The sequence below is a fragment of the Yersinia aleksiciae genome (assembly GCF_001047675.1).
Classification (GTDB): domain Bacteria; phylum Pseudomonadota; class Gammaproteobacteria; order Enterobacterales; family Enterobacteriaceae; genus Yersinia; species Yersinia aleksiciae.
This window is the reverse complement of the sequence record NZ_CP011975.1, coordinates 1,960,508-1,981,418: the sequence shown is the minus strand read 5'-3', so window position 1 is coordinate 1,981,418 and position 20,911 is coordinate 1,960,508. Positions and strand designations below refer to the sequence as shown.

The window sequence follows — 20,911 nt, the reverse complement described above, 5'->3', positions numbered from 1 at the left end:
GGCTGATGTCTGAATTTGTAACTGTAGCTCGCCCCTACGCCAAAGCAGCTTTTGACTTTGCTGTTGAGCACCAGGCGGTTGAGCGTTGGCAGGATATGCTAGCGTTTACTGCCCAAGTGACTCGCAATGAACAGATCGCTGAATTGCTTTCCGGTGCAGTCGCACCAGAAACAATGTCTAAGACGTTTATTGCAGTCTGTGGTGATCAGCTCGATGAACCCGCACAGAACTTCATTCGAGTTATGGCGGAGAATGGCCGTTTACTGGTTCTTCCTGAGGTGTTGGAGCAGTTTATTCAACTGCGTGCCTCATTGGAGTCAACCGTCGACGTTGAAGTGAGCTCAGCGAGTCCACTGAATGACGAACAGCTGGCTAAAATTGCCGCTGCGATGGAAAAACGTCTGTCACGCAAAGTTAAGCTGAATTGCAAAATCGATAAGTCTGTAATGGCCGGCGTAGTAATACGTGCGGGCGATATGGTGATAGATGGCAGCGTTCGCGGTCGTCTAGAACGCCTGGCGGACGTCTTGCAGTCTTAAGGGGACTGGAGCATATGCAACTGAATTCCACCGAAATCAGCGAACTGATCAAGCAGCGCATTGCTCAGTTCAATGTAGTGAGCGAAGCTCACAATGAAGGTACTATTGTTTCCGTCAGCGACGGGATCATTCGTGTACACGGTCTGGCCGACGTAATGCAGGGCGAGATGATCGCACTGCCAGGCAACCGTTACGCAATCGCACTGAACTTGGAGCGCGACTCCGTAGGTGCTGTAGTTATGGGTCCGTACGCCGATCTTGCCGAAGGCATGAAGGTTAAATGTACTGGCCGTATCCTGGAAGTTCCAGTCGGTCGTGGCCTGTTGGGTCGCGTCGTCAATACTCTGGGTGAACCTATCGATGGTAAAGGTCCGGTAGAAAACGACGGCTTCTCAGCTGTTGAAGCTATCGCACCTGGCGTTATCGAACGCCAATCTGTTGATGAACCTGTTCAGACTGGCTATAAGTCAGTCGATGCCATGATCCCAATCGGTCGTGGTCAGCGTGAATTGATCATCGGTGACCGTCAGACAGGTAAAACTGCCCTGGCGATTGATGCGATCATCAACCAGCGCGATTCCGGCATCAAGTGTGTGTATGTTGCTATCGGCCAGAAAGCCTCTACTGTTTCTAACGTAGTGCGTAAACTGGAAGAGCATGGCGCATTGGCTAACACCATTGTGGTTGTCGCTACTGCCTCTGAATCTGCAGCATTACAATACTTGGCTCCGTATTCCGGTTGTGCCATGGGTGAATATTTCCGCGACCGCGGTGAAGATGCGCTGATTATTTATGATGACCTGTCCAAACAGGCTGTTGCATATCGTCAAATCTCCTTGCTGCTCCGTCGTCCACCAGGTCGTGAAGCTTATCCTGGCGACGTATTCTACCTTCACTCCCGTTTGCTGGAACGTGCTGCGCGTGTTAACTCTGACTACGTTGAAGCCTTTACCAAGGGTGAAGTGAAAGGTAAGACCGGTTCTTTGACCGCTTTGCCAATCATTGAAACTCAAGCAGGGGACGTTTCCGCGTTCGTTCCGACTAACGTAATTTCGATTACCGATGGTCAGATCTTCTTGGAATCTAGCCTGTTTAACGCCGGTATTCGTCCTGCGGTTAACCCAGGTATCTCCGTATCCCGTGTGGGTGGTGCAGCGCAAACCAAGATCATGAAAAAACTGTCCGGTGGTATCCGTACCGCTCTGGCACAGTATCGTGAACTTGCTGCGTTCTCCCAGTTCGCATCCGATTTGGATGATGCAACACGTAAACAGCTGAGTCATGGTCAGAAAGTGACCGAGCTTCTGAAACAGAAACAGTATGCGCCGATGTCTGTAGCGCAGCAGTCTCTGGTTCTGTTCGCAGCTGAACGTGGTTATCTGGGTGATATCGAGTTGGCGAAGGTAGGTAGCTTCGAAGCTGCGCTGTTGGCGTTTGCTGACCGTGAGCACGCCGAGCTTCTGCAACAAATCAACCAAACTGGTGCGTATAACGATGAGATCGAGGCCAAGCTGAAAGGCATCCTTGATACATTTAAGGCAACCCAGTCCTGGTAACGCTATGCGGCCCTGCTTTTCATTAGGAAAGCAGGCCGTCTGGCAATGAGGAGAAGCAGAAATGGCCGGCGCAAAAGAGATACGTTCCAAGATCGCCAGCGTGCAAAACACGCAAAAGATCACCAAAGCCATGGAGATGGTCGCCGCCTCCAAAATGCGTAAATCGCAGGAACGCATGGCGGCTAGCCGTCCTTATGCAGAAACAATGCGTAGTGTGATTGGTCACCTCGCGTTAGGTAATCTGGAATATAAGCATCCGTACCTGGAAGAGCGCGACGTTAAGCGTGTCGGGTATCTGGTGGTTTCTACAGACCGTGGCTTGTGCGGTGGTTTGAACATTAACCTGTTCAAAAGACTGTTGTCTGAGATGAAAGGTTGGTCTGAAAAAGGCGTTGAGTGTGATTTAGCGCTGATCGGGTCAAAAGCGGCTTCTTTCTTTGGCTCCGTGGGCGGCAAGATTGTTGCTCAGGTTACTGGCATGGGGGATAACCCTTCTCTGTCAGAACTTATCGGACCGGTTAAAGTCATGCTGCAAGCCTATGATGAAGGTCGTCTGGATAAACTGTATATCGTGAATAACAAGTTTATCAATACGATGTCTCAGGAACCACGGATCATGCAGCTACTCCCTCTTCCGCCAGCGGAAGACGGTGAGCTGAAGAAGAAATCCTGGGATTACCTGTATGAACCCGATCCTAAAGCACTGCTGGATACCCTCCTGCGTCGCTATGTGGAATCGCAAGTTTATCAGGGCGTCGTTGAAAACCTGGCCAGCGAACAGGCCGCGCGAATGGTAGCGATGAAAGCCGCCACCGATAACGGCGGTAGTCTGATCAAAGAGCTGCAGTTGGTTTACAACAAGGCTCGTCAGGCCAGCATCACTCAGGAACTCACCGAGATCGTCGGGGGAGCCTCCGCGGTTTAACCAGGTTATTACCCTAAATAGTTCAGATTGCGGGAAGGCGGTCAACGCATCAGCAATTTGAAATATGACGGGTAAACGTATTACGTAGAGGATTCAAGATGGCTACTGGAAAGATTATCCAGGTAATCGGCGCCGTAGTGGACGTCGAATTCCCCCAAGACGCTGTACCAAAAGTGTACAACGCCCTTGAGGTTGAAGGCGCGGCTGAGAAGCTAGTGCTGGAAGTTCAGCAACAGCTGGGCGGTGGTGTTGTTCGTTGTATCGCAATGGGCTCGTCCGATGGTCTGAGCCGCGGGTTGAAAGTCATCAACCTGGAACACCCAATTGAAGTGCCGGTTGGTAAATCAACTCTGGGCCGTATCATGAACGTATTGGGTGATCCAATCGACATGAAAGGTCCAATCGGTGAAGAAGAGCGTTGGGCAATCCACCGCGAAGCGCCTTCTTACGAAGAGCTTGCCAGCTCACAAGATCTGTTAGAAACCGGTATCAAGGTAATGGATCTGATTTGTCCGTTCGCTAAGGGCGGTAAAGTCGGTCTGTTCGGTGGTGCGGGTGTGGGTAAAACAGTAAACATGATGGAGCTGATTCGTAACATTGCGATTGAGCACTCAGGTTATTCTGTATTTGCCGGTGTGGGTGAGCGTACTCGTGAGGGTAACGACTTCTACCACGAGATGACTGACTCCAACGTTCTGGACAAAGTATCCTTGGTTTATGGCCAGATGAATGAGCCACCAGGTAACCGTCTGCGCGTTGCACTGACCGGCTTGACCATGGCGGAGAAATTCCGTGATGAAGGTCGTGACGTACTGTTATTCATCGATAACATCTATCGTTATACCTTGGCTGGTACAGAAGTATCTGCACTGCTGGGTCGTATGCCATCAGCGGTAGGCTATCAGCCCACGCTGGCAGAAGAGATGGGTGTGTTGCAGGAACGTATTACTTCCACCAAGACGGGTTCAATCACCTCCGTACAGGCCGTTTACGTACCTGCGGATGACTTGACTGACCCATCACCAGCAACCACCTTTGCTCACTTGGATGCAACCGTCGTTCTGAGTCGTCAAATCGCCTCTTTGGGTATTTACCCAGCGGTTGACCCACTTGACTCCACCAGCCGTCAGCTTGATCCGCTGGTTGTTGGTCAGGAGCACTACGATGTAGCGCGTGGCGTGCAGTCTATTCTGCAACGTTACCAAGAGCTGAAAGACATCATCGCGATCTTGGGTATGGACGAGTTGTCAGAAGATGACAAACTGGTTGTATCCCGTGCGCGTAAAATTCAGCGCTTCCTGTCTCAACCGTTCTTTGTGGCAGAAGTCTTTACCGGTTCTCCGGGCAAGTTCGTGTCGCTGAAAGATACCATTCGTGGTTTCAAAGGCATCATGAACGGCGACTACGACCACCTGCCGGAACAGGCGTTCTACATGGTTGGCACCATTGAAGAAGCAGTGGAAAAAGCCAAGAAACTGTAACGCTGTTGACTGGAGGGTGACATGGCTGCAATGACTTACCATCTGGATGTTGTGAGCGCAGAGAAAAAGATGTTCTCTGGCGTGGTACAAAAAATTCAGGTGACGGGTAGTGAAGGTGAACTGGGGATTTTCCCTGGCCACGCCCCACTGCTCACTGCCATTAAGCCTGGCATGATACGTATCGTTAAGCAGTTCGGTGAGGAAGAGTTTATTTATCTTTCTGGCGGCATCCTTGAGGTGCAACCGAGTGTTGTGATCGTATTGGCTGACACTGCTATTCGTGGGCAGGATTTGGACGAAGCTAAGGCGCTGGAATCTAAGCGCAAAGCAGAAGCCCATATCAATAACTCCCATGGTGATGTCGACTATGCTCAGGCATCCGCTGAATTGGCGAAGGCGATTGCGAAATTACGCGTAATCGAGCTGACCAGGAAAGCGATGTAATTTTATATCATGTGGTTTTTTAGATTATCCTTATGGATATCTGATTGACAATACATTGATTTATAAAGTTATTACATTACGATGTATAGAATGCCAGTCAGTACAGCTGATTGGCATTTTTTTTACTCCCATTTAGCACAACAGCGACGAATACCCTAATCTACTCTCTGACATTACCCGCCCAATCACCCATTCTGTGTTTAATTAATCCTAAGCTAAACTAAAAGAGTTTCTTTCTGAAAATTCTTGTTTCTTATCGTAAAATAAGTGGTTAATAGTCTGAATGAGTGAATGTATTTTGACAAAATCAGGTCAGAAAACGTCGCTGATCGCAGACACTTTCTGCCACATTTTTTCGTTACACGGCTAGTAGCTACAACCCTTTAACCACGCGGGTTGAGTCCATTTTTCGCTGAGAAATATGTAGTAATTATTTCGCCAAACAGGTTTACTTCCGTCTATTAAATTGGAGTTATCAGGTTGCTTATGTCTAACAGCTCAATGAGTGTAGTCATCCTTGCCGCAGGTAAGGGAACTCGCATGTATTCCGATCTTCCTAAGGTGTTACACCCATTGGCAGGTAAGCCGATGGTCCAGCATGTTATCGATGCGGCCATGAAGCTGGGTGCAGAAAATGTCCATTTGGTTTACGGACATGGTGGCGAGTTGCTGAAAAAGGCGCTGTCTGATCCGTCCTTGAACTGGGTATTGCAGGCTGAGCAACTGGGTACCGGGCACGCGATGCAACAGGCTGCACCCCATTTTGCTGATGATGAAGATGTGTTGATGCTATACGGCGATGTGCCATTGATCTCTGTTGATACTCTCCAACGGTTGTTGGCCGCTAAACCGCAAGGCGGTATTGGCTTGTTGACGGTGAAGCTGGATGACCCAAGCGGCTATGGCCGCATTGTGCGCGAAAATGGTGATGTGGTAGGAATTGTTGAGCATAAAGATGCCAGCGATGCGCAGCGCGAGATAAATGAAATCAACACCGGAATATTGGTGGCGAACGGGCGTGATTTGAAACGTTGGTTATCGCGACTGGATAATAACAATGCTCAGGGTGAGTTTTATATCACCGATATTATTGCCATGGCCCATGCTGATGGTCAGAAGATTGCTACTGTTCATCCTACTCGCCTGAGTGAGGTTGAAGGGGTCAATAACCGCCTGCAATTGGCGACTCTGGAGCGGGTATTCCAGTCCGAACAAGCAGAAAAACTGCTGTTAGCGGGGGTTATGTTACTGGACCCTGCGCGCTTTGATTTGCGCGGAGAATTAACACATGGTCGCGATATCACTATTGATACCAATGTCATTATCGAAGGCCATGTGACGTTAGGTGATCGCGTGCGTATTGGTACGGGATGTGTACTGAAAAGTTGTGTTATTGGCGATGATTCAGAAATTAGCCCTTACACGGTTTTGGAAAATTCCCGTTTGGATGCTGGCTGTACCGTTGGCCCATTTGCCCGCTTGCGCCCTGGGGCTGAGTTAGCGGAAGGCGCACATGTCGGCAACTTTGTCGAAATCAAAAATACTCGCTTGGGCAAAGGCTCGAAAGCGGGACATCTCTCCTATTTAGGCGATGCTGAAATTGGTTCTGGCGTAAATATCGGCGCAGGAACCATAACTTGCAACTATGATGGAGCTAATAAGTTTAAAACGATTATTGGCGATAATGTCTTTGTTGGGTCTGATACTCAGCTGGTGGCTCCTGTCACTGTCGCCAACGGTGTCACCATTGCTGCGGGGACAACCGTAACCCGCGATATTGCTGAAGATGAGTTAGTACTCAGCCGTGTTAAGCAGGTACATGTTCAGGGCTGGCAGCGTCCGGTTAAGAAAAAATAAGCTATACCCGTCATACTTCAAGCTGCATGTGCGTTGGCTGCTTTTGTTCATCCCAGTCACTTACCGGTGTACGTTCCTGGGGATTCGCTCAATTGCCGCCTTCCTGCAACTCGAATTATTTAAGGTATATATATTAAAACAACCCCTTTAAGGTGAGTTCTTCTGCTTTGAAGGGATGTTTTGCCCTGTGTTTTTGGTTTATAGATTTAAGCTGAGAGTACAGAACAAAACATAATAATCCCCAACTCTACAGGCTCGGGGAACCCGGAAAATCCGGATCAATCAGGTCACTGACATCGACAAGGTTCTAAAAGAACCTTACATAGGAATAAAACAGATGTGTGGAATAGTTGGCGCAGTAGCGCAACGTGATATCGCTGAGATTCTGATCGAAGGTTTACGTCGTCTTGAATACCGTGGCTATGACTCTGCGGGTTTAGCCGTGGTTGATGCCGAAGGTCACATGACCCGTTTACGTCGGGTGGGTAAAGTTCAGGCACTGTCTGACGCGGCCGAGAATCAGGCGCTGCACGGTGGTACTGGAATTGCACATACCCGCTGGGCTACCCATGGTGAGCCATCAGAGGCGAATGCGCACCCTCATGTTTCTGACTATATCTCCGTAGTTCACAACGGCATTATTGAAAACCACGAACCTTTACGTGAATTACTGATTGGCCGTGGTTATCGTTTCAGTTCTGAAACCGATACTGAAGTTATTGCTCACTTGGTGCACTGGGAGCAAAAACAGGGCGGTTCGTTGCTGGAAGTGGTTAAGCGCGTCATCCCACAATTGCGCGGCGCTTACGGCACTGTGGTAATGGATAGCCGTGATCCAAGCCGTTTGGTTGCAGCTCGTTCAGGTAGCCCATTAGTGATCGGTTGTGGCGTCGGCGAAAACTTTATCGCCTCAGACCAATTGGCCCTGCTGCCGGTAACTCGTCGCTTTATCTTCTTGGAAGAGGGCGATGTGGTTGAAATCACTCGTCGCAGCGTCGCGATTTTTGATAAGCAGGGTAACGCGATTGAGCGCCCTGAAATCGAATCTCAAGTGCAATACGATGCCGGTGATAAAGGTGTTTACCGCCATTACATGCAGAAAGAGATTTATGAACAGCCAATGGCGATTAAAAATACGCTGGAAGGCCGTTTAAATCATGGTGCAATTGATCTGTCTGAGCTTGGTCCAAAAGCTGATGCTTTGCTAGCTAATGTACAACATATTCAAATCATTGCCTGTGGGACTTCTTACAACTCAGGGATGGTTTCACGCTATTGGTTTGAGTCATTAGCCGGTGTGCCTTGCGATGTGGAAATTGCGTCTGAATTCCGTTACCGCAAATCCGCTGTGCGCCCTAATAGCCTACTGATTACCCTGTCTCAATCGGGTGAAACTGCTGATACACTGGCGGCTCTGCGCTTATCAAAAGAGCTGGGGTATTTAGGTTCGCTGGCAATTTGTAACGTAGCCGGCTCCTCGTTGGTTCGTGAATCAGATTTAGCGTTAATGACCAAAGCCGGTACTGAGATTGGCGTGGCTTCAACAAAAGCTTTCACCACCCAGTTGACGGTGTTACTGATGCTGGTAGGCCGTATTGGTAAGTTGAAAGGGGCTGACGCTAGCCTGGAGCAGAATATTGTTCATGCGCTACAGGCACTGCCGGCCCGTATTGAGCAAATGCTGTCTCTGGATAAAACCATTGAAGCACTGGCTGAAGGTTTCTCAGATAAGCACAATGCATTGTTCCTTGGCCGTGGTGATCAATACCCGATCGCGATGGAAGGTGCATTGAAACTGAAAGAAATCTCCTATATTCATGCGGAAGCTTATGCCGCCGGTGAATTGAAGCACGGGCCATTGGCATTAATTGATGCTGATATGCCTGTCATCGTGGTCGCACCAAACAATGAATTGTTGGAAAAGCTGAAATCTAACATCGAGGAAGTGCGCGCGCGTGGTGGTTTACTGTATGTGTTTGCCGATCAAGATGCCGGTTTCAGCGATAGCGAAGGCATGAAAATTATTCAGTTGCCTCACGTAGAAGAGATTATTGCCCCTATCTTCTACACTGTGCCGCTACAGTTATTGTCTTATCACGTCGCCTTAATTAAAGGCACTGATGTGGATCAGCCACGTAACTTGGCAAAATCTGTCACGGTTGAGTAAATCGTAATAGAACTCGCATCAATCTAAGCCGGTATATGCCGGCTTTTTTGTTTGGCCGTTGAGTAAAAGATTGTCATTTTCGACTAAAAAATAAACGTATTTTTGGCGTTTATTGAAACGATAAACTAAACTTTTTGCGAATGAAAAGATAAAATAACCGCTCAGAAATAGAAGTAAGATCATGATAAATAAAAAAATTATCTTAACCTTAAATCTCTGTCATATAACTGTAATATTTCGTACATTTTTCTGTCATTAAAGTGTCCTATTTTCCCTCCTGCACCATACTTAATCTGATGAAAACAATTTATACACTTTGTACTTAAAGCAGCAGGGTTGTTAGCTACGTTCACTCACCCGAATCACTTACATGCGTAAGCTCATCGGGATTCGTTCGCTTGCTGCCTACCTGCTACTCCAAGTTCTTCGGTATAGAGTTAATTCTAATATCCCATTAGGAGGGATTATGAAACTGATGCGTACCACCGTAGCCAGCATTGTGGCAGCGACTTTATCTATGACAACCCTGTCCGCGTTCGCTGCTGCAAGCCTGACAGGTGCAGGTGCGACATTCCCCGCGCCGGTGTATGCCAAGTGGGCAGATTCTTATCAGAAAGAAACAGGTAACAAAGTTAACTATCAGGGGATCGGTTCTTCAGGTGGCGTGAAACAAATTATCGCCAACACAGTTGATTTCGGTGCCTCTGATGCGCCATTAGCAGACGACAAACTGGCTGCTGAAGGTTTGTTCCAATTCCCAACAGTGATTGGCGGTGTGGTACTGGCCGTGAATATCCCTGGCATTAAATCCGGTGAACTGACATTAGACGGTAAAACACTGGGTGATATTTATCTGGGCAATGTTAAAAAATGGAATGACCCGGCAATCGTTAAATTGAATCCAGGCGTTAAATTACCTGATCAAAATATCGCGGTGGTGCGTCGTGCTGACGGTTCTGGCACGTCATTCGTTTTCACCAGCTATTTGGCGAAAGTGAATGCAGATTGGAAAGAAAAAGTGGGCGCAGGCTCTACAGTTAACTGGCCAACTGGTTTGGGTGGCAAAGGTAACGACGGTATCGCGGCATTCGTTCAGCGCCTGCCAGGTGCCATTGGTTATGTAGAATACGCTTACGCCAAACAGAATAACTTGGCTTACACCAAACTGGTTTCTGCTGATGGTAAACCGGTTAGCCCGACTGAGCATAGCTTTAGTGCTGCGGCTAAAGGCGTAGACTGGAGCAAAACATTCGCTCAAGACTTAACCAATCAGAAAGGTGATGATGTCTGGCCAATTACCTCAACGACCTTCATTTTGGTGCACAAAGAGCAAAAAAATGCAGCTAACGGCACTGAAGTTCTGAAGTTCTTTGATTGGGCTTACAAAAACGGCGCTAAACAAGCCAACGCACTGGATTACGCAACATTGCCAGATGCTGTGGTTGAGCAAGTCCGTGCTGCCTGGAAGACTCAAATTAAAGACAGCAGCGGCAAGCCAATCTTCTGATTGAATTTAGTTTTTGCTTGTAAATTGATTTATAAAATACCTTAAACCCAAAGTAATTGGAGTTGCGGGTAGGCGGCAAGCGAACGAATCCCGATGAGCTTACTCGTGTAAGTGATTCGGGTTAGTGAACGCAGCTAACACCCCTGCAACTTCAAGTACGAAGGGGGTATCCACCCGGATGAGAAGAGAGTCTATGGCTGCTTATAAGCCGACAATCAAAGCACCGAGTAAATACGGTGACATCATTTTCAGTGCGCTAGTTAAACTGGCTGCACTGATCACCCTATTTCTGTTGGGCGGCATCATCATTTCACTGATTGTTGCTTCCTGGCCTAGTATTGAGAAGTTTGGTTGGGCCTTCCTGTGGACCAAAGAGTGGGATGCCCCAGCGGAACAGTTTGGTGCCTTAGTGCCCATTTATGGCACTGTCGTCACCTCGGTGATTGCCCTGATCATTGCGGTTCCGGTCAGTTTCGGTATTGCCTTGTTCTTAACTGAACTGGCACCGAACTGGTTAAAACGCCCGCTAGGTATCGCCATCGAACTGTTAGCGGCGATCCCCAGTATTGTTTACGGCATGTGGGGCTTGTTTGTCTTCGCGCCCCTCTTTGCCCGCTATTTCCAAGAGCCGGTCGGTAACGTCATGTCTGGCATCCCGATTGTCGGAACGCTGTTCTCTGGCCCGGCATTCGGTATCGGTATTTTGGCCGCCGGTGTCATCTTAGCCATCATGATTATCCCTTACATTGCCGCAGTGATGCGTGATGTGTTTGAACAAACGCCGGTGATGATGAAAGAGTCGGCTTACGGCATTGGCTGCACCACCTGGGAAGTTATCTGGCGCATTGTGCTGCCTTATACCAAAAACGGGGTGATCGGTGGCGTGATGTTGGGGCTGGGCCGTGCATTAGGGGAAACCATGGCGGTGACCTTTATTATCGGCAACACCTATCAGCTCGACAGCTTCTCGCTGTTTATGCCGGGCAACAGTATCACCTCGGCGTTGGCGAATGAGTTTGCCGAAGCTGAGTCTGGCTTGCACACCGCAGCACTGATGGAGTTGGGCCTGATCTTGTTCGTCATTACCTTTATCGTGCTGGCTTTATCTAAGTTAATGATTCTGCGTCTGGCTAAGAAAGAGGGGCGTTAAGATGGCGACGATGGATATGCAAAGTGATGCGACGCTGCTGGAAACCCGCCGTAAAAAGCAGGCATGGCGTCGCCAAAAGAACCGAATTGCCTTGTTACTTTCAATGGCAACGATGGCCTTTGGTTTGTTCTGGTTAGTGTGGATTTTGTTCTCGACGATTACCAAAGGTATCGATGGCATGTCGCTGGCGCTGTTTACCGAGATGACGCCACCACCGAATACCGCGGGTGGCGGATTGGCGAATGCGATTGCCGGGAGTGGGTTGTTAATCCTATGGGCGACAGTGATTGGTACGCCGCTGGGTATCATGGCAGGGATATATCTGGCCGAATATGGTCGTAAATCCTGGTTGGCGGAGATCACCCGCTTTATCAATGACATTTTGTTATCAGCGCCCTCTATCGTAGTCGGCCTGTTCGTCTACACCATCGTAGTCGCCAAGATGGAGCACTTCTCCGGTTGGGCTGGGGTGATTGCACTGGCGCTGTTACAAGTGCCAATTGTTATCCGTACCACGGAAAATATGCTGAAGCTGGTGCCAGATAGCCTGCGTGAAGCGGCTTATGCACTGGGAACACCGAAGTGGCGCATGATTTCGGCTATTACGCTGAAAGCCTCTATCTCCGGTATTTTGACCGGTATCTTGTTGGCAGTGGCGCGTATTGCTGGCGAAACGGCACCCTTGCTGTTCACATCGCTCTCCAACCAGTTCTGGAGTACCGATCTGACTCGGCCGATTGCTAACTTGCCGGTCACCATATTTAAGTTTGCCATGAGCCCGTTTGCCGAATGGCAACAACTGGCTTGGGCTGGGGTGCTTCTGATTACCCTGTGTGTACTGTTACTGAATATTCTGGCTCGCGTTGTTTTCGCTAATAAAAAGTATTAATTGACTGAGAGAACATCAGCGATTAGCAAGAGAAAATACCGATTCGCCAATAAATTCCAAGATGCGGCTTCGGCGGCATTGGCTAAAAGAGAGAAGTCTTGATGAGTATGGCTACTGACACCAACAACAGCAAAATTCAGGTTCGCGATCTGAACTTCTACTACGGCAAATTCCATGCGCTGAAGAATATCTCGCTGGATATTGCCAAAAATCAGGTCACAGCATTCATCGGCCCATCAGGTTGCGGTAAATCGACACTGCTGCGTACATTCAACAAAATGTATCAGCTCTATCCGGATCAACGTGCTGAAGGCGACATCTTGCTAGATGGCCAGAATATCCTGACCGATAAACAAGATATTGCGTTGTTGCGGGCGAAGGTGGGTATGGTTTTCCAAAAACCGACGCCATTCCCGATGTCGATTTACGATAACATCGCTTTTGGCGTAAAACTGTTTGAAAACTTGTCTCGTGCGGATATGGATGAGCGAGTGCAGTGGGCGCTGACCAAGGCGGCACTGTGGAATGAAACCAAAGATAAGTTGCAACAGAGCGGCTATAGCTTGTCAGGTGGACAGCAACAGCGTCTCTGTATTGCGCGCGGTATCGCAATCCGCCCTGATGTCTTGCTGCTCGATGAGCCTTGCTCGGCGCTTGACCCGATCTCCACCGGCCGAATTGAAGAGCTGATCAGCGAATTGAAGTCTGATTACACGGTGGTGATTGTGACCCACAACATGCAGCAAGCGGCTCGTTGCTCAGATCACACAGCATTTATGTATTTGGGCGAATTAATAGAATTCAGTGATACCGATACGCTGTTTACTGCGCCACAGCAGAAACAGACGGAAGATTATATCACCGGCCGCTATGGTTGATCACTTGACTCATGGGCTACTACACTAATTTCGCCTACTGCTTCTGGGATAGGCTATACGTACGGGAAGTATCATGGATAACCTGAATTTAAATAAACATATTTCCGGCCAGTTCAATGCTGAACTTGAGCATATCCGCACCCAAGTGTTAACCATGGGTGGGTTGGTGGAACAGCAATTATCTGACGCGATCACCGCTATGCATAATCAGGACGGTGAGTTAGCAAAGCAGGTTATTGCCGGTGATAAAAAGGTCAATATGATGGAAGTGGCCATTGATGAAGCCTGTGTGCGCATCATTGCCAAACGTCAGCCAACTGCCAGCGATTTGCGTTTAGTGATGGCAATCATCAAGACCATTTCTGAGCTGGAACGTATCGGTGATGTGGCGGATAAAATCTGCCGCACCGCATTGGAAAAATTCTCCCATCAGCACCAACCGTTGCTGGTTAGCCTGGAGTCCTTAGGCCGCCACACGGTACAGATGTTGCACGATGTGCTGGACGCTTTCGCGCGGATGGATTTGGATGAGGCTATCCGGATTTATCGCGAAGATAAGAAGGTCGATCAGGAATATGAGGGCATCGTACGCCAATTGATGACCTATATGATGGAGGATCCGCGCACTATTCCCAGTGTGCTCACCGCGCTGTTCTGTGCTCGCTCGATTGAACGTATCGGTGACCGCTGCCAGAATATTTGTGAATTCATCTTCTACTTTGTCAAAGGCCATGATTTCCGCCACCTTGGTGGTGATGACTTAGAGAAACTGCTTTCCAATAAGACTGAAAAATAACATTTTCCCCAATCAGGTTGAGCGTTGAAGCTTGATTGGGGTAACTACCTGAGTGGATATCCCCCTGCATTAACCTCTACGTTATTATCTCAATAGGTTAATTCCATATTGTTTTGCCTCTGTTTATATTACTTCGCCAATTGATTGACATAATGTAAGAGTCTTATGTTGCCTTGTGTTGACATTATTTCTGAGTTCTTGTTTTGCTGGAAATATAATTTCCGCTATAAGGGAAGATGCTTTTCCTTATTATAAATTAAAACTCAATTTAATTTCCTATCACATGAATTCATATCACTCTTAATGCGTTTTTACACTGGGCGGGATAAGTGAATATGCGTCTGTATATGCCAAGAAATGTAGTCCTTAGCCTGTTATGGGTACTATGGAGTGCAGGTTTAGCGGGTTATATAGTCTACAATCTATTTTTTTATCTTCTTCTTGCTCCTACTTTATTCCTTATCTTTATTCTGATAACCATTATGTTTAAAAAGAAAGAAAGCAGTCATAACAAGGTATCCAATGTGGTCAGTTCTGCCCAGCAATCCAATGCGCCATTATCTAACTCCCCCACAGACTCCACGAAAACCAACACTATTATCGCGGCGGGAACAAAAATAAAAGGTGATATTAATCTTGATGGTGATATTCAAATCTACGGCATGGTGATTGGGAATATTACGGTAAATGAAGGTACGATAAGGTTGATGCGCAGTGGCAAGATTGAAGGGAATTTAACGGCCCCGTACATGACGGTTGATGGACGCATTGACGGCGTTTGTCTTTCCGATCATCTGGAGATTTTAGAGAATGGCCGCTTAAACGGCATTGTGAAAGGCAGTAATTTCTCCATCAAAAAAGGCGGCATCTTTATTGGTCAGTCAGAGATTACAGAAGAGTCAGTTAGTCTGCCAAGGAAAATCAAACCCGCCGTCATGGCGACTCAGGAAAAGCCCAAAACAGAAGAGATCAAAGCAGAAATGGCAGCATCCGATGCCCGTACTGGCAGTAAATAATTCTGCTAGATTACATTTTAATAACATATGCTAATGATGCGATGAGGCCGATATGTGCGGCTTAAATCGTGTTGTTAGCCCATGGCACCTGATCGCCATCTGATAAATATTCATTATTTTTATATGGATAGATTAAAATTTAGGCTTTATGGATACGTCACTACCCTGAGTTTCGCTCACCACCGATCCCACTCTTTTTCGTAAAATAATCAGACTCATTGACTGAGACCAATTGGTTATAAACATATCGTTTTATATTATTTCCTGACCTAACGATGAATTGATAGCTTATCCATATCGCAACATCTCAATCATCTTAGGAGCTTTCAATGAAGCAATCTCTGACCACCAAAAAAAGCGCACTAGCATTAACATTGCTTGCTGGCCTGGCAACCCTTTCTGGTGCCGCCCACGCTGATAAGTTGGATGATATCAAGCAAGCGGGTGTGGTGCGGATTGCCGTTTTTGATAGTAATCCACCTTTTGGTTATATCGATCCGCAGACTAAAAAGCTGGTGGGTTATGACGTCGATGTGGCGAACGCGATTGCGAAAGATTTAGGTGTAAAAGTAGAACTGCGGGCCACTAACCCAGCCAACCGTATTCCTCTGCTGACCTCGAAGAAAGTCGATCTGATTGCAGCTAACTTCACCATCACTGACGAGCGCGCCAAAGAAGTTAACTTCAGCCTGCCGTACTTTGCGACCGGTCAGAAATTTATCGCCCATAAAGGGGTGCTGAAAACGCCAGAAGATATCCGTAAGTTACGTATCGGGGCGGATAAAGGCACCGTACAGGAGATCACTTTGCGTGAGCATTATCCAACAGCAAAAGTGATCTCTTATGATGATACGCCACTGGCCTTCACTGCTCTGCGTAATGGCAACGTTCAAGCCATCACTCAGGACGATGCAAAATTAGTGGGCTTGTTGGGTAACCTGCCCGCAGCACAAAAAGCTGATTTTGAGATTTCACCGTTCAGCATCACCAAAGAGTACCAAGGTGTGGGTATTCCTAAGGGTGAAGATCGCTTAACAGCAACAGTGAACGAAACTCTGGTTAAGCTGGAAAAAGACGGCGAAGCAGCAAAAATTTATGACCGCTGGTTCGGGCCGGCAACCAATGCCGCTCAGCCACGTGGTGAGTTTAAATTTGCACCGTTAGATCAACAGCCTAAGGCCTGATTTAACGCGTGAAACACCCAAGCCCCGCATTATTATGATGTGGGGCTGTTTGCATTTAAGCGGGTATAGGGATATATGAATCTACATCATCTCACTGACTGGCTGCTGGCCCCGCAATATCTCGGCTGGCTGTGGGACGGTTTTCTGCTCACTTTGTGGATCTCCGCCTGCACTCTGGTGGCCTCGACATTATTGGGATTTTTATTGGCGGCGGCCAGAGATAGCGAAAACAAAGGGTTACAGTGGTTCGCCATGGGTTACAGCACGTTATTTCGCAATACGCCTCTGCTGATCCAGCTGTTCTTTTGGTATTTTGCTGCCAGCCAATTCCTGCCTGCCGCTTGGATTCCTTGGCTGAACTCTCCCCATGAAATCACCCTATTCGGGTTGCCTCTGAACTGGCCCTCTTTTGAGTTTTTAGCCGGTTTTATTGGGCTGACCCTCTACTCCACGGCGTTTATTGCTGAGGAGTTACGCTCCGGCATCAGCGGGGTAGCGAAAGGGCAAAAATATGCCGCACAGGCGCTGGGGTTAACGGGCTGGCAATCGATGCGCCATGTGGTGTTGCCGCAGGCGTTGAAAATAGCGATGCCACCGTTGCTGGGCCAATACATGAATATTATTAAAAACTCTTCTCTGGCTATGGCGATTGGTGTGGCTGAACTCTCCTATGCATCCCGTCAGGTGGAAACCGAGACACTGCGGACGTTTCAGGCATTTGGGGTGGCAACGGTGCTGTATATCGCCATTATTGCGCTGATCGAGGCGTGGGGCATGTGGCGTCAACAACGAACCACCGTCAGGGGACATTAAGATGGATTTTACGATTATTGCCGATAACTGGACTTATCTGCTGTGGGGCACCTACCCGGATGGCCCACTGGGTGGGGCGGCACTCACCGTGCTGATCAGCATTATGGCAGGAGTCGCTTCCGCTATTTTAGGCACAATATTGGGTGTGGCGCTGGCGATGTCTCGCGGTGTTTGGGCGGGCATATTAGCGGCTGTTTTAGGCTTTTTCCGCGCTATTCCGGTGATTATGCTGATTTTTTGGACCTACTTCCTGCTGCCCATTGTGTTTGGCGTGGATATCCCGGAAATCACCACCGTGGTGTGTGCGCTGGCGCTGATCGCGTCCGCCTATCTGGCTCACGCGGTGAAAGCCGGGATTGTCGCGATCGGTGCGGGTCAGTGGCAGGCGGGTTTGTCGCTCGGTTTTAACCGCTGGCAGGTTTTATGGTTTGTGGTATTGCCGCAAGCGCTGCGCATGATGGTGCCGTCGTTTATTAATCAATGGATCTCATTGATTAAAGATACGTCACTGGCTTACATCGTTGGGGTGAATGAGCTGACGTTTTTGGCGACTCAGGTCAATAATCGCAGCATGGTTTACCCGATGGAAGTGTTCCTGTTTGTGGCGCTGGTTTATTTTGTGTTATGCCTCGCGCTGGATCTGCTGGCGAATGGCCTTAACCGCCGTTTCAGTCCGCAGCACGCCATTAAGAAGCAAAGCGCCATTAAACGGTCATGGCGCTGGTGGCGAAATAAAGTGGCGCTACCCGCCACTAGTCGCGGGTGATGCGCCAGCCTTTTTGTCGCCATAAATCAGGCAGTTGCTGCATATCATCGAACATAGTGACCAGCGGGTGATGGATCGGCTGATTATGTGGATCGGCGCAGTAGTAAAAGACCGGAATACCTGCCGCGATACCGGCATGTGTTCCGGCAGCGGAGTCTTCCACCAGAATGCAGCGCTCAGCCGCAACCTGCATCTCTTTTGCCGCATGGTAAATCAGCGCCGGATCAGGCTTCCAGCGTTGAATGTCATAGCCGCTATAGAGTCTGTCTTCAAAGAAAGGGCGTAAGCCCGTCAGGCCAAGGGAGTGCTGCATTTTGCTGACCGGCCCGTTAGAGACCACACAAACCGGCAAGATGATCTGTTCCAGCAGGCCTTTTGCACCAGCAATCGGCTGTAATTCGGCATCAAATAAGCGGGCGACTTCTGCGCGATAGAGTTTTTCCAGCGTTTCAATCGGTTGATTCAGGCCGTTCTCTTTGCTCACCAACGCGACGATTTCATTCAGTTTCACGCCTTTGAAGCGTTTAATCACCTCTTCCAGTGATAAGTGAATGTCGTAATGGGCAAACATCACCACATAAGCTTGGCAGCACAGCACTTCGCTGTCGACCAAGGTGCCATCGCAATCGAACATAACGCAATCTATCTGGTTCACTCAATTCCCTTATTTTCGAATGTATTGATCGAGATTGATACCCTTCCTACTTTAATCATCCTGACTCAGAATGCGATACATTATTACCATCCCCTTCTTACTTGCAGTCACGGGGATGTTAGCTGAAACTCCAATTAATTTGGGTATAAGCCATATTAAACAAATAAAATTCAACGAGTTGAATGACGTGGGTTCTGGGGATACAAATGTTGCGCAACAGTGGCGATAAAAAAGCCACAAAAAAGAGTGTGATCCCGCTCAAAACAAGGGTTTTTTGTTATAGGATGTTCCCAACTATCACTCCCTTCTGTGGAACTCCTTAAATGAGTAAACCAAACCTTGATACTGAGCAGGGGCTGCTCGAACGTGTTTTCAAACTGAAGCAACACGGCACCACGGCACGTACTGAGCTGATCGCCGGTATCACCACCTTCCTGACCATGGTCTATATCGTGTTCGTTAACCCGCAGATTTTAGGCGTGGCGGGGATGGATGTGCAGGCGGTTTTCGTCACCACCTGCTTGATCGCCGCCTTTGGTAGCATCTTTATGGGCTTATTGGCGAACTTACCGGTAGCACTGGCACCGGCGATGGGGCTTAACGCGTTCTTCGCTTTTGTGGTGGTGGGTGCGATGGGTATTTCATGGCAGGTTGGCATGGGTGCGATTTTCTGGGGCGCAATCGGTTTCCTTCTGCTGACCATTTTCCGCATCCGTTATTGGATGATTGCCAACATTCCGCTGAGCCTGCGCGTGGGGATCACCAGCGGTATCGGCCTGTTTATTGCCATGATGGGGCTGAAAAATGCCGGTATCGTGGTCGCCAACCCAGATACCTTGGTTACCGTGGGTAATCTGACCTCCCACAGCGTGCTGCTGGGTGCGCTGGGCTTCTTTATCATCGCGGTACTGGCCTCACGCAATATCCATGCGGCGGTACTGGTCTCTATCGTGGTGACCACCCTGATTGGCTGGGCGCTGGGTGATGTGCATTACTCCGGCATTTTCTCCATGCCGCCAAGTGTGACCTCCGTCGTTGGGCAGGTTGATCTGGCTGGGGCGCTGAATATTAGTATGGCGGGGATCATTTTCTCCTTCATGTTGGTTAACCTATTCGATTCATCCGGCACATTGATTGGTGTGACGGATAAAGCTGGCTTAACCGACGATAAAGGCAAGTTTCCGCGCATGAAACAGGCGCTGTACGTCGATAGCATCAGCTCGGTTGCCGGTGCTTTTATCGGTACTTCATCAGTGACCGCTTATATCGAAAGCTCCTCCGGGGTTTCTGTCGGTGGTCGTACCGGCTTAACCGCCGTGGTGGTGGGGATCTTGTTCCTGCTGGTGATGTTTATTTCGCCACTGGCGGGTATGGTGCCAGCTTATGCTGCTGCGGGTGCGCTGATTTATGTGGGCGTGCTGATGACCTCCAGCTTATCCCGCGTGAAATGGGATGACCTGACCGAGGCGGTTCCAGCATTTGTCACTGCCGTCATGATGCCGTTCAGCTTCTCTATTACGGAAGGTATCGCGCTGGGCTTTATCTCTTACTGCGTGATGAAGTTGGGCACTGGCCGCTGGCGTGAAATCAGCCCATGCGTGGTGGTGGTTGCACTGCTGTTTGTGCTGAAAATTGCTTTTGTTGATCACTGATCGCCAGTGATTAGCCACTGATCGTCAAAACGCCCCCTTTTCGACACCGAGGGTGGGGGCGTTTTATCGATAATATTAAGCTTTCAGCTGAGCGCTGATCTGCTCCAGTGCCTTGGTGGCACATTGCGCATCCAGATGCCCACCCGGCGCACCGGCAACACCCACCGCACCCACCACTTCATCACCCGCTTTCACTGGCACACCGCCACCCAACAGCAAGAAGCCCGGAATATCTTTCAGGTTATTGGCCGCAGGTGTTTTTTGGCTGTTTTCCATCACTTGTCCGCTTGGTGTTTTAGTCGACAGTGCAGTAAAGGCTTTCTGTTCGCTGGCTTTAACCGTATGTGGCCCGGCATTATCTGCGCGTAAGACAGTTTTGATGATACCGGCGCGGTCCACCACTGTGACCGCCACGTTATAGCCATCAGCCTGACAAACCGCGAGGGTACGGCTCGCCAAGTCTGTTGCCAAGGCCAGAGAAATATTACGTTCAGTGTTGAGACCCGCAGCAGAGGCTTGTGTTAACAGGCCAATGAATAAGGCAGAGGTGAGGGCAATAGGCTTGATCATATAAAAATCCTTATTGTTAGCGACGTGATTTCATCACAGTGCCGTCATCCTACGGCGATACGTAGT

19 protein-coding genes are annotated in these 20,911 nt (G+C 48.8%); 17 read left to right on the top strand and 2 right to left on the bottom strand.

The features are described 5' to 3' along the window. Positions 1–5 precede the first annotated feature (5 nt). The 16 genes from atpH (at position 6) to ACZ76_RS08935 (ending at position 17,968) form a co-directional block, all read left to right on the top strand. Positions 6–539 (top strand): F0F1 ATP synthase subunit delta, encoded by a 534-nt coding sequence (atpH, locus tag ACZ76_RS09010; RefSeq protein WP_048618634.1) that lies wholly within the window; start codon positions 6–8, stop codon positions 537–539. 14 nt (positions 540–553) lie between these two features. Beyond that, on the top strand, positions 554–2,095 hold the full coding sequence (gene atpA / locus ACZ76_RS09005) for a F0F1 ATP synthase subunit alpha (protein WP_048618632.1): 1,542 nt from the start codon (positions 554–556) through the stop codon (positions 2,093–2,095). Positions 2,096–2,156: 61 nt separating this feature from the next. Further along, positions 2,157–3,020, top strand: a complete 864-nt coding sequence (gene atpG / locus ACZ76_RS09000) for a F0F1 ATP synthase subunit gamma (protein WP_048618631.1) — start codon at positions 2,157–2,159, stop codon at positions 3,018–3,020. A gap of 98 nt (positions 3,021–3,118) precedes the next feature. After that, on the top strand, positions 3,119–4,501 hold the full coding sequence (atpD, locus tag ACZ76_RS08995; RefSeq protein WP_032816366.1) for a F0F1 ATP synthase subunit beta: 1,383 nt from the start codon (positions 3,119–3,121) through the stop codon (positions 4,499–4,501). Positions 4,502–4,522: 21 nt separating this feature from the next. Next, positions 4,523–4,945 carry a F0F1 ATP synthase subunit epsilon gene (locus ACZ76_RS08990; protein WP_004875717.1) on the top strand — a complete coding sequence of 141 codons (423 nt, stop codon included), beginning with the start codon at positions 4,523–4,525 and terminating at the stop codon, positions 4,943–4,945. A gap of 486 nt (positions 4,946–5,431) precedes the next feature. Continuing rightward, entirely contained in the window at positions 5,432–6,802 is a 1,371-nt protein-coding gene (glmU, locus tag ACZ76_RS08985; protein WP_048618627.1) for a bifunctional UDP-N-acetylglucosamine diphosphorylase/glucosamine-1-phosphate N-acetyltransferase GlmU, read from the top strand. Between the two features lie 337 nt (positions 6,803–7,139). Continuing rightward, a complete protein-coding gene (glmS, locus tag ACZ76_RS08980) occupies positions 7,140–8,969 on the top strand; it encodes a glutamine--fructose-6-phosphate transaminase (isomerizing) (RefSeq protein ID WP_048618626.1) in 1,830 nt (609 codons plus the stop codon). Positions 8,970–9,435: 466 nt separating this feature from the next. Next, positions 9,436–10,476, top strand: a complete 1,041-nt coding sequence (pstS, locus tag ACZ76_RS08975) for a phosphate ABC transporter substrate-binding protein PstS (RefSeq protein WP_048618624.1) — start codon at positions 9,436–9,438, stop codon at positions 10,474–10,476. Positions 10,477–10,669: 193 nt separating this feature from the next. Then, positions 10,670–11,626 (top strand): phosphate ABC transporter permease PstC, encoded by a 957-nt coding sequence (gene pstC, locus ACZ76_RS08970; protein ID WP_048618621.1) that lies wholly within the window; start codon positions 10,670–10,672, stop codon positions 11,624–11,626. Between the two features lies 1 nt (position 11,627). After that, a complete protein-coding gene (gene pstA / locus ACZ76_RS08965) occupies positions 11,628–12,515 on the top strand; it encodes a phosphate ABC transporter permease PstA (RefSeq protein ID WP_048618619.1) in 888 nt (295 codons plus the stop codon). Positions 12,516–12,616: 101 nt separating this feature from the next. Further along, positions 12,617–13,393, top strand: a complete 777-nt coding sequence (pstB, locus tag ACZ76_RS08960; protein WP_048618617.1) for a phosphate ABC transporter ATP-binding protein PstB — start codon at positions 12,617–12,619, stop codon at positions 13,391–13,393. Positions 13,394–13,466: 73 nt separating this feature from the next. Further along, positions 13,467–14,189 (top strand): phosphate signaling complex protein PhoU, encoded by a 723-nt coding sequence (gene phoU, locus ACZ76_RS08955; protein ID WP_048618616.1) that lies wholly within the window; start codon positions 13,467–13,469, stop codon positions 14,187–14,189. A 335-nt stretch (positions 14,190–14,524) separates the two neighbouring features. Then, a complete protein-coding gene (locus tag ACZ76_RS08950) occupies positions 14,525–15,205 on the top strand; it encodes a bactofilin family protein (protein WP_048618614.1) in 681 nt (226 codons plus the stop codon). Positions 15,206–15,534: 329 nt separating this feature from the next. After that, positions 15,535–16,389: an ABC transporter substrate-binding protein gene (locus ACZ76_RS08945; protein ID WP_048618612.1), complete on the top strand. Its 855-nt coding sequence runs from the start codon at positions 15,535–15,537 to the stop codon at positions 16,387–16,389. 75 nt (positions 16,390–16,464) lie between these two features. Then, positions 16,465–17,202: an amino acid ABC transporter permease gene (locus ACZ76_RS08940; RefSeq protein ID WP_048618610.1), complete on the top strand. Its 738-nt coding sequence runs from the start codon at positions 16,465–16,467 to the stop codon at positions 17,200–17,202. A gap of 1 nt (position 17,203) precedes the next feature. Next, positions 17,204–17,968, top strand: coding sequence for an amino acid ABC transporter permease (locus ACZ76_RS08935; protein ID WP_048618608.1), 765 nt, complete (start codon positions 17,204–17,206; stop codon positions 17,966–17,968). On the opposite strand, the gene yieH is transcribed toward ACZ76_RS08935, so the two are convergent. Next, positions 17,955–18,623 carry a 6-phosphogluconate phosphatase gene (gene yieH, locus ACZ76_RS08930; protein WP_048618606.1) on the bottom strand — a complete coding sequence of 223 codons (669 nt, stop codon included), beginning with the start codon at positions 18,621–18,623 and terminating at the stop codon, positions 17,955–17,957. The two genes, ACZ76_RS08935 and yieH, sit on opposite strands and share 14 nt — an antisense overlap. Before the next feature lie 323 nt (positions 18,624–18,946). On the opposite strand from yieH, the gene ACZ76_RS08925 reads away from it, so the two are divergent. Beyond that, a complete protein-coding gene (locus ACZ76_RS08925; protein ID WP_048618604.1) occupies positions 18,947–20,275 on the top strand; it encodes an NCS2 family permease in 1,329 nt (442 codons plus the stop codon). A gap of 75 nt (positions 20,276–20,350) precedes the next feature. On the opposite strand, the gene ACZ76_RS08920 is transcribed toward ACZ76_RS08925, so the two are convergent. After that, positions 20,351–20,845: a GlcG/HbpS family heme-binding protein gene (locus ACZ76_RS08920; protein ID WP_048618602.1), complete on the bottom strand. Its 495-nt coding sequence runs from the start codon at positions 20,843–20,845 to the stop codon at positions 20,351–20,353. Positions 20,846–20,911: the final 66 nt, after the last annotated feature.